This is a genomic window from Thiocapsa sp. C2-2m (assembly GCF_041903745.1).
In the GTDB taxonomy this organism is placed as follows: Bacteria; Pseudomonadota; Gammaproteobacteria; order Chromatiales; family Chromatiaceae; genus Thiocapsa; species Thiocapsa roseilacustris.
The window spans coordinates 200,617-216,067 of record NZ_JBBWVD010000002.1; the positions used below are offsets into that span (position 1 = coordinate 200,617).

Here is a 15,451-nt window from a genome sequence, read left to right on the forward strand (position 1 = left end):
CAAGACGGCAAGCGCAGGTTTCAGCCGAGCTCGTCGGTCGGGATCTGCTGCATGAGCCCGAAGCTCTTCACGAAGGGGTTAGCCATGCGCGGATCCTTCAGCATCGCCTTGTAGTCACCCTCTTTGAACTTGAGCTTGCCCGTCATGAAGGCGGCTCCCATGCCGGTCATGCCGATGCCTTTCTCGACCCACTTGAGCCAGTCCTTGAGGTCTGCACGCATGTCCCAGTTGGCGGGCGGGTCGTTCTCCGACCAAGCGCCGGCCCGGACGCAGACGCCCTTTTCGACGACAAAGACGCCGCGCGGGTTCTCTTCGTCCTTGAATCCACAATAGATCACCGAGTTGAAGTCGATCTCGGCGAGCTTGTCCGTGACCTCCGGCTCACCGTTCCATCCGTCCTTGAGATGATTCATCCATTCCGCTGAAAAGAGTGCGGCCATTGTTGTTGTCCTCCGGGTTGGCAGTGCTGAAAAATCGCGCGCGTTGCCGCGGCGGTCGGTGTGTCTGGTTGCGGGACCGGCAGAAACGCGGCCCGGCTGCACCCGTGATTTTACCAGGATGAGGAAAAAAGGATATGGGCCGGGGCCGTGAGCTTGGCACCGAACAGTCTCCGAAATCGCTCGCGGAGCCACGGAGAGACCGAGCGCACGCTGGAAAGATTTCGGACCCTCCGCGCCCTCCGCGTCTCCGTGAGAGGCCTTTCGAGCTGGAACCAGGGTGCCGGCATCAACTGATTCGTTGGCAAGGGCCGCGAGCGGTTCAGCCGAATCCGAGTCGGATCCCCGCGGGGGCCAAGCGTTCCGCCTCCTCTTCCAGCTCCAAGCGTGTCAAGGGGTGGTCCGCGAGCCAGTCGCCGGGGAAGCCGAGGACGATGCTGTCCCCGTCCGCCGTCAGGATCGGATTCGGTTTGCTCTCCGAGGAGCGTCCGCGGTGCAGGAGCACGGCCAGCCGCAGGACGACGCAGAGCCGGCGCGCCGTCTCCCGCATCCCCTGCGGTAGGGACGCCAGATCCTGCACGGGAAACTTGCGCCGATGGCCGAGCACCAGCACGGCGAGCAGCATCTGCTCGGGCCGGGTGAATCCGGCGAGATCCGCGTTTCGTAACAGATAGGCGCCATGCTTCTGATACTGGCTATGGGCGACCATGACGCCGATCTCGTGCAGCCGTGCCGCCCAAGCCAACATCAGCCCTTGGTTGGGATCTTGCAGGCTCCAGGCTGCCGCGAGGCGGCGCAAGAGAACCAAGGCCGTCGCGCGAACCCGTTGTGCGTGGTCTTGGTCGATCTGGAAGTGTCGGCAAAGCGTGTCGACGGTCCGCTCGCGAACATCCTCATGCTTGCCGCGGCCCATCATCTCGTAGATCACGCCTTCGCGCAGGGCGTACTCCGAGACATGGATCTGCTGGATCCCGAGTGTTTCGAAGACCGATCGCAGGACCGCTACGCCGCCTGCAAACACGGGCTTGCGCTCCTCCGCCAGGCCTTTCAGGGTCACCGCCGAGATACGGCCGGTTTCGACGAGGGCGTCACGAAGACGCAGCAGGGATGCCGCGGAGATTCCGTCCTCGCACCAACCTTCGGCCGCCACGACCGACGCGATCGATCTGATGGTCCCCGAGCTGCCGACCGCCGTCTGCCAGCCGGCCCGGCGAAACAGCTCGCGCACGGGCCGTACCTCGAGCGCCCCCGTGAGCTCGGCCTTCTCCATGGCTCGGGCGGTGATGCGCCCGTCGGCGAAATGACGGCGCGACATGCTCACGCAGCCCATGTACAGGCTCTCGCGCAAGCGTGCTGAAAAACCGAGTCCGACGATGATCTCCGTGCTTCCGCCGCCGATGTCGACGACTAAGCGGCGCTCGGTCCCTGCGGCCAGATCATGTGCAACGCCGAGGTAGATCAGGCGGGCCTCTTCGCGGCCCGCGATGACCTCGATCGGGTGGCCGAGCTTGGCTTCGGCAAGGGGAAGGAAATCGCTGTCGGGTGCAAGCTGACGCAGTGTGTTGGTTCCGACCGCCCGCACGCTGCCGGGAGGGAATCCACGGAGCCTCTGGCCGAATCGCTCCAGACACGCCAATGCTCGCTCGGCGACCTGCGGGTCGAGCCGCCTGTCCTCGCCCAAGCCCTCGCCGAGCCGGACCATCTCCTTGATGCGATCGGTGACCTGCATGTGGCCGTTGCCGATGCGGGCCACGATCATGTGAAAGCTGTTGGATCCGAGATCGACGGCTGCGACGACCTCTGGCAGCATGGTCTCGACGGGGTCCTGAACGGGCTCTTCAATCATGGCAGGGTCCAACGCTGAACGGCGCGTTAATGGTACCAGAAGCCGGCTCGATCGCGGGTGTCGGCTGTCGATGCTGCTCGCGATAATGGCTCCATGAGGGTCGGCAATCGAGTTGTACACGAATGGCTTATAATGTGTGTCGCAACCGATGCCGGTGCGAACGTACGGAGCGACAGGATGAACGAGACGCCACTTCAAGTCCTCAACCGCGTCTTTGGCTACGACAGTTTTCGCGGCGCCCAGGCCGAGATCATCGACCGGGTGATCGGCGGCGGAGACGCCCTGGTCCTGATGCCGACGGGCGGCGGCAAGTCGCTCTGTTATCAGATCCCGGCGCTCCTGCGGCCGGGGGTCGGCGTGGTGGTCTCGCCGCTGATCGCCTTGATGCAGGATCAGGTCGATGCACTGCAACAACTCGGCGTGCGGGCCGCCTTCCTGAACTCATCGCTGACACCGCAGGCGGCCCGCGCGGTCGAGGAGAAGATGATCTCCGGTGATCTGGATCTGGTCTATGTCGCTCCGGAGCGCCTGCTGACAGATCGCTTCCTCGCGCTGCTGGATCGCGTCCCGGTTGCCCTGTTCGCGATCGACGAGGCCCACTGCGTCTCCCAATGGGGGCACGATTTTCGCCCCGAATACATCCAGCTCCACCAGCTGCACGAGCGCTGGCCGCACGTTCCCCGCGTGGCCCTCACGGCGACCGCCGATGCGCCGACCCGTGCCGAGATCCTGACCCGCCTGGGTCTGGAGCAGGCCGGGCAATTCGTTTCCAGCTTCGACCGACCGAATATCCGCTATCGCATCGTCGAGAAGGCCAACCCGCGTCAGCAGCTCATCGCCTTCCTGCGCAATGAGCATCCCGGCGATGCCGGCATCGTCTACTGTCTGTCGCGCCGCAAGGTCGAGGAGACGGCGGCCTATCTCGCGACCCAGGGCATGATCGCGCTGCCCTATCACGCCGGGCTTTCGGCCGAGACCCGCCGCACGCACCAAGCGCGGTTCCTGCGCGAGGAGGGTGTGGTCATCGTCGCGACCATCGCCTTCGGGATGGGGATCGACAAGCCGGATGTTCGCTTCGTCGCACACCTGGATCTGCCCAAAAGTCTGGAGGCCTATTACCAGGAGACCGGGCGCGGCGGTCGGGACGGTGAGGCGGCGGACGCCTGGATGACCTACGGGCTGGGCGACGTGGTGATGCTGCGTCGCATGATCGAGGACTCCGAGGCCGAGGAGCGCTTCAAGCGCGTGGAGATGCAGAAGCTCGACAGCATGCTCGGCTTCTGCGAGACCACCGAATGTCGGCGCCAGGTTCTGCTCAACTATTTCGGTGAGCCTCAACCCAAGCCCTGCGGCAACTGCGATACCTGCCTGGAGCCGGTCGCCACCTGGGACGGGACGCAGGCGGCGCAGAAGGCGCTCTCCTGCATTTATCGCACGGGCCAACGCTTCGGCAGCAGCTATCTGGTGGATGTCCTGCTCGGCAAGAACAACGAGCGCATCCGCCGCTTCGGGCATGACCGGGTGACAACCTTCGGTATCGGACAGGAGTTGTCCGCAGATCAATGGAGGTCGGTCTATCGCCAGCTCGTCGCGGCCGGGTTCATCAGGGTCGACTTCGAAGGGCACGGCGCACTGTGCCTGACCGAGCAGAGCCGCCCCTTGTTGCGGGGCGAACGTACGCTGCACCTGCGTCGGGACCCGGACCGCAAACGCACGAGCTCCGCCGCGCGCCGCCCCGCCATGGCACCGCCGACCGACCCGGAGGCGCTTGCGCTCTGGGAGGCCTTGCGCGACTACCGGCGTCAGCTCGCCTCGGAGCAGGATGTGCCGGCTTACCACATCTTCAACGATGTCACGCTCAACGAGATGTTGACCTATCGTCCGCGTGATCGCGACGAGCTGTCTCGTATCAATGGTGTCGGTCAGGTGAAGCTCGAGCGCTTCGGCTCGGGCTTCCTGCGGCTGCTCGCCCTGCATGAAGCGGAGCACGGCCGACCGGACCGGGTGCCGCGCTTGCCGGAGGCCAGAGCGGCTGCGAGCGAGGCCCGCGCCGGCGTGATCGAGCTGAACGACTCGGCTCGCGAGACGCTGACACTGCTGCGCACGGGACTCTCCGTGGAGGCGATCGCCGATCGCCGCGCGCTGAAGCCCAGCACCATCTATACGCATCTGTCGCGCTGTATCGAGGCCGGCGAGCTCTCGGTCGGGGAGGTCGTCGACCTCGATCGGGATAGCCTCCGGGCCATCGAATTCGCCATCGAGCAACTGCCCGAGAATGCGCTTATGAGCTTGAAACCGATCTATGAAGCCTTCGAAGGCCGCTACAGTTATGGCCTCTTGACCTGTGTGCGGGCAGGAATGGGGATCTCGGCCGGGGAATGATTCACATCTGGCTCGGTCTATAATCGACCCTGTGCGCGATCCACTGGAGCCCGCCATGAGCTTGACCCAGCAAGACATCGATTTCATCAAGACCAACATGGCCGTTTGGCTCGCCGAGCAGAGCCTCGGCAAGCCGCCGGCCGTCTACGAGATCGAGCTGCGCGAGCGCATGGTGCGCGTCGAAGAAGAGCTCAAACATCAGCGTGAGCTGATGCGGCAGGGCTTCGAGCAGATGGACAAGCGCTTCGAGCAGGTCGAGAGACGCTTCGAGCAGATCGACAAGCGTTTCGAGCAGGTTGAAAAACGCTTCGAGCAGATCGACAAGCGCTTCGAGCAGGTCGACAAGCGCTTCGACGAGATGATCCGTCGCCACGATCGCCACTTCTTGTGGCTGATCGGTTTCATCACTACGGTCGGCGGCCTGGTCATTGCGGCTGGCAAGTTATGGTAGCGCGCCTTCCGCCGAACGCTCTTACCGTGTCCGATATTGACGGCGGCCAGCACGGAGCTTGATCAGCGTACTCTTATTTTTATTTTAAACCGCGCCGACTCCAACGCTAATCAAGTCTGCCGCGGCCGATCCCATCCAAAAACATCGCATACCGTGCCGGGCGCGGTTTAATCCGCCTCGTACGCCAAATTCGGCGCCAGCCAGCGCTCGATCTCGGGCAGCGGCATCCCCTTGCGCTCGGCGTAGTCCGCAACCTGATCGCGGGCCAGCTTGCCGACGGAAAAGTACCGGCTGTCGGGGTGCGAGAAATAGAGACCGCTGACCGCTGCCGTCGGCACCATGGCCTTGGATTCGGTCAGCCAGATGCCGGTGTTGCGTTCTGCATCCAGGGCCTGCCAGAGCAGATCCTTTTCGGTGTGGTCGGGGGCGGCCGGATAACCCATGGCAGGGCGAATGCCCTGGTAACGCTCCTCGATTAGGTCTTCGTTGCTCAGGCCCTCGTCGCTGGCATAACGCCAGTGGCGGGTGCGTACCCGCGCGTGCAGCATCTCGGCCAGTGCCTCGGCGAGACGGTCGGCGATCGCCTTGAGCATGATGGCGGAGTAGTCGTCGTGGTCGGCCTCGAAGGCGGCGACCCGTTCATCAATCCCGATTCCGGTGGTGCAGGCGAAGCCGCCGACATAGTCGGGGATGCCGGTCTCCGCCGGAGCGATGTAGTCGGCCAGACACTCGTTGTACTTACCCGGCGGCTGTTTGCCCTGCTTGCGCAGACAGTGGAAGGTCAGCAGAGTCTCGCCACGGTCCTCGTCGGCGTAGACCGCGATATCGTCCCCGACGGCGTTGGCGGGGAAGAGGCCGATGACCGCAGCAGCCCCGAGCCACTTCTCGGTGATGATCGTGTGCAGCATCGCCTTGGCGTCGTCGAATAGCTTGCGGGCCTCGACGCCCTTCTCGGCATCGTCGAGGATCTGCGGGAAGCGCCCGCGCAGCTCCCAGGCGTGGAAGAAGAAGGTCCAATCGATGTAGGCTGCGATCTCCTCGAGCGGGATGTCGCGGAAGGTCTGCACTCCGGGTTCGGCGGGGACCGGCGGTTGATAGTGCTCCCAATCGATCGGTGTGCGGTTGGCTTGGGCCTTGGTCAGAGGCACCAGATCGCGGGCCTCGTCGCGAGAGGCGCGACGCTCGCGGATCTGCACGTATTCGGCCCGCACACCGGCGACATACTTCTCCTTCATCTCCTTCGACAGCAGACTTCCCGCCACGCCGACCGCGCGCGAGGCGTCCTTTACATGGATGACCGGATGCGCGTACTGGGGCTCGATCTTGACCGCGGTGTGCAGCTTCGAGGTCGTCGCACCGCCGATCAGCAGCGGGATGGTAAAGCCCTGGCGCTGCATCTCCTTGGCGACGTGGACCATCTCGTCCAGCGAGGGGGTAATCAGGCCGGATAGTCCGATGATGTCGGCGTTCACCTCGCGCGCTTTCGCGAGGATCCGGTCAGCCGGGACCATGACGCCCATGTCGATGACTTCGTAGCTGTTGCACTGAAGTACCACCCCGACGATGTTCTTGCCGATGTCGTGCACGTCGCCCTTGACTGTGGCCATGAGGATGCGGCCCTGGGTGTCGCCCTCGCACTTCTCGGCCTCCAGAAAAGGCTCCAGATAGGCGACGGACTTCTTCATGACGCGCGCGGATTTGACCACCTGCGGCAGGAACATCTTGCCCTCGCCGAAGAGGTCGCCGACCACGTTCATGCCGTCCATCAGTGGGCCTTCGATGACGTTGATTGGCGCGCCGAGCTTCTGGCGTGCCTCCTCGGTGTCCTCGACGATGAAATCGGTGATGCCCTTGATGAGCGCATGCTCGATGCGCTTCTCGACCGTCGTGTCGCGCCAGGAGAGATCCTGCTTGTTCTCGATACCCGAGCCGTCGCCCTTGTATTTAGGCGCGAGATCGAGCAGCCGCTCGGTGGCATCCGGGCGACGGTTGAGGATGACGTCTTCGACCGCCTCGCGCAGCTCCGCCGGAAGATCGTCGTAGATGGCGAGCTGGCCGGCGTTGACGATGCCCATGTCCATGCCGGCGCGGATGGCGTGATAGAGGAAGACCGAGTGGATCGCCTCGCGCACCGGGTCGTTGCCGCGGAAGGAGAAGCTGACGTTGGAGACGCCGCCCGAGACCTTGGCGTAGGGCAGCTCGCGCTTGATGCGACGGGTCGCCTCGATGAAGTCGACCGCGTAGTTGTTGTGCTCTTCGATGCCGGTGGCGACGGCGAAGATGTTGGGGTCGAAGATGATGTCCTCGGGCGCGAAGCCGATCTCCTCGACCAGGATGCGATAGGCGCGGGCGCAGATCTCGAACTTGCGGTCCTGTGTATCGGCCTGACCGACCTCGTCGAAGGCCATCACCACGGCCGCCGCGCCGTAGCGCTTGACCTTTTTGGCCTGCTCGCGGAAGGCGGCCTCGCCTTCCTTCATGCTGATCGAGTTGACGATGCACTTGCCCTGGACACACTTGAGCCCGGCCTCGATTACCGACCATTTCGACGAGTCGATCATGATGGGCACGCGCGCGATGTCCGGCTCCGCGGCGATCAAATTCAGGAAGCGCACCATGGCCGCCTGCGAGTCCAGCATCGCCTCGTCCATGTTGATGTCGATGATTTGGGCACCGTTCTCCACCTGCTGACGCGCGACATCGAGTGCCGCGTCGAAGTTGCCGTCGAGGATGAGTCGCTTGAACTTGGCGGAGCCGGTGACGTTGGTGCGTTCGCCGATGTTGATGAAACTGGCTTGTGGGGTCATGGAATCGGTTCGCTGTGGCGGAGATCGCGTTGCGGCGGTTGCCCGACGGACAATTACGGTCGATCAGGCGGGATTCTACGACGAACCCATGCCGTCACGCTCCGCTCGCGGGAGCGCGGCCGGTCGACGCCGCGCCGACGGAAGGATTGGTGTCTCCAGGCGGCCGCCTAGGGTGAGCCGTCCGCCGAGAGGTCGCGTCCAACCCAGTCGGGCCATGCGTCGATACCATTGGCGACCCACATGTGCCGCCGATCGGAGATGCGATCTGTCTATTCTGTCCAGACTATAGGGTTGGGGATGAGACGGGGCAAGGCCGTCAGGCCTGAGGTCTCGTTGATTCATCGGCGACATCCAAAAAAATTCAAGCAGCTTCCAACCACGGTGACGTCACGCAGGTTGTTCAGCCCGGAAAAGATGCTCACCTTGCTGAGCCTCCTGACCCCGGTGAGGACGGCGAAGCGGATGTGGGCTTCCGCCCCCTTGATCATCGAATAGAGGTCACGCAGTCCGTCGCGCAACGGATCTCGCGGAAAGTATGAATCCCGATCGGCAGTTTGCAGCGGTGCATGGGGGCAGGTCTCGTCCCGATCAAAGAAGCTTCACCAGCGCCGCGATCAGGGCAGCCTGTGCGAGCAACAGGCCGGCAAGCCATTTGATCAGATCGGCCTTCGCGGCTACGAGTCGCGCGTCCAGAAAGTCCCTGGAAACCAATTCCTCGCTGGTCGCCTCACGAAAGGCATCAGCGACGGCCTCGGCTTGGGCCGCCGAAAAGCCGGCAGCTTCCAGTTTCTTGGCGAGCTTCAGCGTGTCGAACGTGATGGCGGTCATGGGCAGCGGGCCCTTTGAGCTTGAAATCGTCCTCACAGAATCCAAACCTAGGGATCGACGTGGGTATCGTCAAGCGCCCGGCCAAGGGGGCCAGGGGACTGGGGCTATAAGTAGGCCGGGCACACCCCGCGGCCGGCGGGGCGGCGTTTGTGATCTCTGTTACCGCCTGGTTTCCTGGCAGGTCCACATGTTCCGGCCCGTAATCCGAGTTGCGCTCTGGAGGATCAAGGAAGGGTACGAAATAAATCCGTCCCCTTTTTGGCTTTTTGGCTTCCGCTGGTCGCATTGCCGGCCGGGCTAGTCTCTGCGACGCGCCGTCGTCCGCGCCTTGATCTTGTCCGCCAGCTGGCCGATCAGGACCCCGCCGGCGCCGATCAACATCCACAGCGGGAGCCCGATCCCGCCTCCCAGGGTCACGATACCGGCGCCCCCGTTCTCGGCCGCGACAAACGTTGCAATGACGGACCCCACGCCCAGTCGCACCGTCCAGGAACGCGCGTCCCAGAGAATGTGCTTCACGGCCAATGAGAGCATCTTGAGGAGCGGCCATGCGGCCTTTTGATCGCGGGTGAGTGCGAGTATGGCCGCCGCCTTCTTAAGGCCGCGCAGGGTCCCGTAACGAATCTCACCCAGACCACGCGACCAACCCAGAAGCCGTTGTTGCTCGGCCGGGGGAAGACGCAGTACGGCTTGTACGATGGCGGGTTGAGCCGCGGTTTCTTGCACGTCGGACACTGATCTCTCCTGCTCAAGGCGCTGAATCCGACCAGACCGATGAGGTGCCGCGGTCACGGTCTTGGGGCTGCGCGGATTCTAGTCCGATTGCGCTCGCCGTTCACGCCGCACCAGGGTCGAGCGTTTGCTCGAGGATACGCCCCAGCTCGGGCAGGCAGGACCCGCAATTGGTACCGGCTTGCAGGCAGGCGCCGATGGCATCGGCGGACCGCAGGCCTTCGCCGCGGATCGCCTGCTCGATACGTGTGCGGCCAACGTTGAAGCAGGCGCAGACGGTCTCACCAGCGTCGACTTGGCCGCGTGGAGGTCGGCCGGCGAGCAGGCCGGTGCGGGCCTGGGTGTCGAGCTGCGCCGCGCCGAAGAGCTCGCCGAGCCAGCGGCTGCTCGGCAGGTTCGGGGTCGGGGCGATAAAGAGACAGGCGGCGAGGCGTCCGTCGAGGATGCGGGCGCCGCGGTAGCGGCCATGCGAGACGTCGGCAAAATCGAGCCATTCCCCGTCGGCTCCGAAGACATGTCGCGCCCAGGCGGCCCAATCCGTGACAGGCTCGCGGCCGGCGATCTCGGTGCGCCAGAAGGATTGGTCCCGGATGGTGACGCAGTAGTCAAGCTGCGAGCCGGCGGTATCTTGCGCCTCGCCCTCCGGGATGGGAAGCCGCTCGCGACTCAGTGCAATGCCGTACCAGGCCGCTCGAAAGAGGCGCACCTGCACCGGCGTGTGCTTGAACTCGGGCTGGCCGGAGACAGGATCGGTGACCGGATTGACCAGTGCATCGGCGCGCGCCTGGCGGGCCAGCATGTCGCTCCAGTGCATGGGGACAAAGACCGAGCCGGGGCGCTGATCGGCATCCACCTCGATGCGCGCCAGCATCCGACCCCATCGGCTGGTCAGCTCGGCGATGCCGCCTCTATTGAGTCCGTGCGCGGCGGCGTCGACCGGATGGATCTGCACGAAGGGCTCGGCGATGTGGCTACTCAGGCGTGGCACCAGGCCGGTGCGGGTCATGGTGTGCCACTGGTCGCGGATGCGGCCGGTGTTGAGCACGAGCGGATAGTCTTCGTCCGTTGCGGTCGCTGGCGGACGCGGTGCGATGGCGATGAAGCGAGCCTTGCCGGTCGGGGTGTAGAAGCGGCCGTTGGCGAACAGACGTGCGGCTTCGCGTCCTGCCGGGAGCGGCCACTGGACCGGGGCGAGTCGGTCGTAGTTGGTCGCCGAGAGATCCGCGAGGGCGCCGATGTCGAAATCGCGTCGTCCGTCGTTTTCGAAGGCGGAGAGGGCGGCGTGCTCGCGAAACACCTCGGCCGCCGAGCGATACGGGAAGGCATCGGAGAACCCCATGCGGCGCGCCACCTCGGCGAGGATCCACCAGTCCGGGCGTGCCTCGCCGGGCGGATCGAGAAAGGCGCGCTGACGCGAGATGCACCGCTCCGAGTTGGTCACGGTCCCTTCCTTCTCGCCCCAGCCCGCGGCGGGCAGGAGCACGTCGGCACACCGGGCGGTGTCGGTGTCGGCGAAGAGGTCCGAGCAGATGACGAGCTCGCAGGCCCGCAGCGCGGCACGCACCCGATCGGCGTCGGGCATGCTCACGGCCGGATTGGTCGCCATCACCCAGATCGCCTTGATTTTCCCTTCACCCACCGCGCGCAGCATCTCGACCGCCTTCAGACCCGGCGCGCGGGCGATGCGGTCGGCGTGCCAAAAGCGCCCGACACGATCGATGTCCTCGGGTGCGAAGTCCATGTGCGCGGCGAGCTGATTGGCCAAGCCGCCGACCTCGCGTCCGCCCATGGCGTTGGGTTGTCCGGTGATGGAAAACGGCCCCATGCCGGGTCGACCGATGCGTCCGGTCGCCAGATGGCAGTTGATGATGGCGTTGACCTTGTCGGTGCCGAACGACCATTGATTGACGCCCTGGCTGTAGAGCGTCACCACCCGTTCGGTGCGGGCAAAGCGCCGGTAGAAATCGGCGAGGTCGGATTCGGGGACACCGCAGGCCGCGGCGACGCGCGGCACGGAGCCGGCCGACCCGCGTGCCGCCGTGAAGGCGGCCGCGAAGCCCTCGGTGTGCGACTCCAAAAAGGTCCAGTCAAGCGCGTCCTCGCGTCTAAGCCAGTTGAGTAGACCGCTGAAGAGGAGGGTATCCGTCCCCGGCGCGATCGGCAGGTGCAGGTCGGCGATCTCGCAGGTCGCCGTGCGCCGCGGGTCGATCACGACGATCTGCCGGTCCGGATGGGCCTGCTTGGCCTGTTTGATCCGTTGGTACACGACCGGGTGACACCAAGCGGTGTTGGAGCCGACCAGGACGATCAGCTCGGCGGATTCCAGATCGGCATAATCGCAGGGCACGGTGTCTGCCCCGAGAGCACGCTTGTAGCCGGCGACGCTCGATGCCATGCAGAGCCGCGAGTTGGTATCGATGTTCGCGCCGCCGATGAAGCCCTTCATCAGCTTGTTGGCGACATAGTAGTCCTCGGTCAGGAGTTGACCCGAGACATAGAAGGCGACCGCTCCCGGTCCGTGGGCGGCGACGATCTCCCCGAACCGACTGGCGACCTGATCGAGCGCCACATCCCAGCTCACCCGCTCGCCCGAAACCATCGGATGGAGCAGTCGCCCCGCTGTCCCGAGCGTCTCGCCCAAGGCAGCGCCCTTCGAGCAGAGACGACCCAGGTTCGCCGGGTGATCCGGATCACCGCGAACAGAGACCGTTCCGTCGTCCTGCGGCGTGACAAGCACCCCGCAGCCCACGCCGCAATAGGGACAGGTTGTTTTGGTCGGTTCGGTCATCGTCCTGTCTCCGCGATCGTCGCGGCTCCGCGAGCGCTTCGATAGGGCGAATTCCGGTAACCCTGTTGCCAAGCTGCGCACCGGAGCACTCCACACCAAGGGGGCCGTAGGTTGTGCCGAGCCATGCGAGGCACAACCAACCGTCTGTGGAAGTTGTGCGTCCTATCGTCAGCACAACCTACGCGCCGTAATGCCGGTGCGGGTTGGGCACCCTGCGCTTTGTTCACCATACGGGCGATCGCGTTCACGCAATGGGTTCCGCGCAGACGAAGATCCGCCCTGCCTCGATTCGTGTCGCATAGGCGGGCGCACAGCCCTCGTCCGGCCCCTTCGCTTCTCCGCTCGCCAGGTCGAGACACCAGTTGTGCAGGGGGCAGACGATGTTTCGCCCGTAAAGGATCCCCTCCGATAAGGGCCCCCCGCGATGCGGACAACGATTGAGCAAGGCGAACACCTCGTCCGCCGCGGTCCTGAACACGGCAATATCACCCCCTTCGCGCTTGAGCACCCGCGCACCCTGGCGAGGGATCTCATCGAGCGTGCCTACTTCGAGCCAAGTCATGTCGTCGACGACTGCGGTCATTGTGTTGCCTCATGTTTTTGCGGTGTTTGGGAGGAGCGTCGTGCCTCCAGCTCTCAGCTCTCAACTCTCAACTCTCAACCTTCAGCCGCCTTCCCTCACTCCTCACTCCTCACTTCTCACCCACTCACCTGCTTCAACGCCTTAAACTCATGCGCTTCCGCGCCGGCCGCGCGTTCCTTCCAGGGATCGACCTGGGCCTGCTTTTGGGACTCCAGGAAGCGTTTGTAGAAGGCGCGGCGACCGATCTCGTCCTCGACGATGCGCTTCTTGATGTAGGCCAAGCCAACCCGCTCGACCCAGGGTGCGGTGCGCTCCAGATAGCGTGCCTCTTCGCGATAGACCTGCATGAAGGCGCCGCAATACTCCTTGACCTGCTCGGGTGCGGTGACCCGGCAGAGGACATCGGTCGCGCGGACCTTCACCCCGCCGTTGCCGCCGATGTGCAGTTCCCAGCCGGATTCGATGGCGACGACGCCGAAGTCCTTGATGGTCGCCTCCGCACAGTTGCGCGGGCAGCCCGAGACGGCGAGCTTGAACTTGTGCGGGGTCCAGGAGCCCCAGGTCAGCTCCTCGAGCTCGATGCCCATCTTGGTCGAGTCCTGCACGCCGAAGCGGCACCATTGGGACCCCACACAGGTTTTGACCGTGCGCATCGATTTGCCGTAGGCGTGGCCCGAGACGAAACCGGCGTCGGTCAGATCCTTCCAGATGTGCGGCAACTGTTCTTTGGTCAGACCCAGCAGATCGATCCGTTGGCCGCCCGTGATCTTGACCGAGCGCACGGCATACTTTTCGGCCGCCTCGGCGATGGCGCGCAGCTGGGCGGGCGAGGTCTCGCCGCCGAAGATGCGCGGGATGACCGAATAGGTCCCGTCCTTCTGGATGTTGGCGTGGACACGCTCGTTGACGAAGCGCGACTGGCTGTCGTCGATCGCCTCGGCCGGCCAGGTGGAGATGAGGTAGTAATTGAGCGCGGGTCGGCAGACGTGACAGCCGTCGGGCCGGCGCCAGTCCAGCTTCTCGAAGCAGTCGCTCAGGCTCGTGAGGTGTTGCTCGCGGATGGCCGCGCGGACCTGATCGTGGCTGTAGTCGGTGCATGTGCAGACGGGTTTGGCCTCGGGGGTGGCGTAGTCGCTCCCGAGCGTGCTCGCCAGGATCTGCTCCACCAGGCCGGTGCAGGACCCGCATGAGGCCGCCGCCTTGGTGTGCAGCTTGACGTCTTCGAGCGTGAAGAGACCCTTGCTCGTGATCGCCTTGACGATCTCGCCCTTGCACACGCCGTTGCAGTCGCAGACCTGCATCGCGTCGGTCATGAGGGCTGCCTGGGTTTGACCGCCGTGGCCGGAGTCCCCGAGATGGGCCTGCCCGAACAGCAGATCCTCGCGCATTGCGGAGATGTCGGTCCCTTCGCGCATCAACTGGAAGAACCAGGCCCCGTCGATCGTGTCCCCGTAGAGCACGGCGCCGGCGAGTCGGTTCTCTCGGATCACCAGCTTCTTGTAGATGCCCGCGCCCGGATCCTGGAAGAGGATCTCTTCGCAGCCGTCCCCGCCCTGATACTGACCGGCGGAGAAGAGATCGATGCCGGTCACCTTGAGCTTGGTCGAGGTGACGGAGCCCTGGTAGCGACCATAACCGAGCTTGGCGAGATGATTGGCGCAGACCTTGGCCTGCTCGAAGAGCGGCGCGACCAGCCCGTAGCACTGACCGCGGTGCTGCACGCACTCGCCGATCGCGTAGATGCGGGCGTCGTAGGTCAGCATGGTGTCGTCGACCACGATCCCGCGCTCGCAATGGATCCCGGCGCTTTGGGCAAGCGCCATGTTCGGACGGATGCCGACCGCCATCACCACCAGATCGGTCGCGATCTCGCTGCCGTCGGCGAAGCGGACCGACTCGACCCGGTCGCGCCCTTGGATCGCCGCGGTCTGGGCCTCCATCACAAAGGTCAGGCCGCGCTTCTCCAACGACGCTTTGAGGAGCGCCGCGGCGGGTTTGTCGAGCTGTCGCTCCATCAGGGTGTCGAGCAGGTGGACGACGGTCACGTCCATGCCCTGCTGCTGTAGACCGTAGGCGGCCTCCAGCCCGAGCAGTCCGCCGCCGATGACGATGGCGCGCTTGAAGCCCCGTGCGGTCTCGATCATCGCCTCGACATCCGCGATGTCGCGGTAGCCGAGCACGCCGGGCAGATCCGCCCCCGGTACCGGGATGATGAAGGGGTTGGATCCGGTGGCCAGGACCAGCCGGTCGTACGTCACCTCCAGACCGAAGCGGCTGCGCACCAGTCGCTTGCGTCGGTCGATGTGCTCGACCGGATCGCCGGTGTGCAGCCTAATCCCATGCTCCGCGTACCAGTCGCGGCTGTTTAAGATGATCTCGTCGATCGTCTTCTCCCCGGAGAGCACAGGCGAGAGGAGGATGCGGTTGTAGTTCGGATGCGGCTCGGCGCCGAAGACCGTGATCTCGTAGAGGTCCGGCTCGAGCTTCAGCAGCTCCTCGATGGTGCGCATCCCGGCCATGCCGTTGCCCACCAAGACCAAGCGTTCTTTGTTCATCTTGTTTGGTTCTCTGCGTTCGGAATGCGTGTGTTGGGTGCG

Annotated in this window: 9 protein-coding genes and 2 pseudogenes; 2 read left to right on the plus strand and 9 right to left on the minus strand. The window is 64.6% G+C overall.

Annotation, left to right across the window (positions count from 1 at the left end; all coding sequences use genetic code 11):
• Positions 1-20: 20 nt before the first annotated feature.
• Together AADX97_RS02255 and AADX97_RS02260 are read right to left on the minus strand one after the other, a co-directional pair.
• Positions 21-440, minus strand: coding sequence for an SCP-2 sterol transfer family protein (locus tag AADX97_RS02255; protein ID WP_374231952.1), 420 nt, complete (start codon positions 438-440; stop codon positions 21-23).
• Positions 441-759: 319 nt separating this feature from the next.
• Positions 760-2,283, minus strand: a complete 1,524-nt coding sequence (locus tag AADX97_RS02260; RefSeq protein ID WP_374231953.1) for an exopolyphosphatase — start codon at positions 2,281-2,283, stop codon at positions 760-762.
• 177 nt (positions 2,284-2,460) lie between these two features.
• Between AADX97_RS02260 and recQ the strand changes: the two genes are divergently transcribed.
• Both recQ and AADX97_RS02270 read left to right on the plus strand, forming a co-directional pair.
• Entirely contained in the window at positions 2,461-4,665 is a 2,205-nt protein-coding gene (recQ, locus tag AADX97_RS02265) for a DNA helicase RecQ (RefSeq protein ID WP_374231954.1), read from the plus strand.
• 55 nt (positions 4,666-4,720) lie between these two features.
• Positions 4,721-5,116, plus strand: coding sequence for a hypothetical protein (locus tag AADX97_RS02270; RefSeq protein WP_374231955.1), 396 nt, complete (start codon positions 4,721-4,723; stop codon positions 5,114-5,116).
• Positions 5,117-5,283: 167 nt separating this feature from the next.
• Here AADX97_RS02270 and metH read toward each other — a convergent pair.
• The 7 genes and pseudogenes from metH to nirB form a co-directional block, all read right to left on the minus strand.
• Positions 5,284-7,974: pseudogene (metH, locus tag AADX97_RS02275) on the minus strand (methionine synthase); the annotation flags it as partial.
• A 287-nt stretch (positions 7,975-8,261) separates the two neighbouring features.
• Positions 8,262-8,441 (minus strand): annotated as a pseudogene (locus AADX97_RS02280) (AAA family ATPase); the annotation flags it as partial.
• A gap of 70 nt (positions 8,442-8,511) precedes the next feature.
• A complete protein-coding gene (locus AADX97_RS02285) occupies positions 8,512-8,751 on the minus strand; it encodes a DUF1640 domain-containing protein (RefSeq protein ID WP_374231956.1) in 240 nt (79 codons plus the stop codon).
• 297 nt (positions 8,752-9,048) lie between these two features.
• Entirely contained in the window at positions 9,049-9,486 is a 438-nt protein-coding gene (locus AADX97_RS02290; protein WP_374231957.1) for a hypothetical protein, read from the minus strand.
• 100 nt (positions 9,487-9,586) lie between these two features.
• Positions 9,587-12,271, minus strand: coding sequence for a molybdopterin-dependent oxidoreductase (locus AADX97_RS02295; RefSeq protein ID WP_374231958.1), 2,685 nt, complete (start codon positions 12,269-12,271; stop codon positions 9,587-9,589).
• Between the two features lie 244 nt (positions 12,272-12,515).
• The gene (nirD, locus tag AADX97_RS02300) at positions 12,516-12,833 is read right to left on the minus strand and encodes a nitrite reductase small subunit NirD (protein ID WP_374232040.1); all 318 of its coding nucleotides are present in this window, start codon (positions 12,831-12,833) and stop codon (positions 12,516-12,518) included.
• Positions 12,834-12,970: 137 nt separating this feature from the next.
• Positions 12,971-15,409: a nitrite reductase large subunit NirB gene (gene nirB, locus AADX97_RS02305; protein ID WP_374231959.1), complete on the minus strand. Its 2,439-nt coding sequence runs from the start codon at positions 15,407-15,409 to the stop codon at positions 12,971-12,973.
• Positions 15,410-15,451 lie beyond the last annotated feature (42 nt).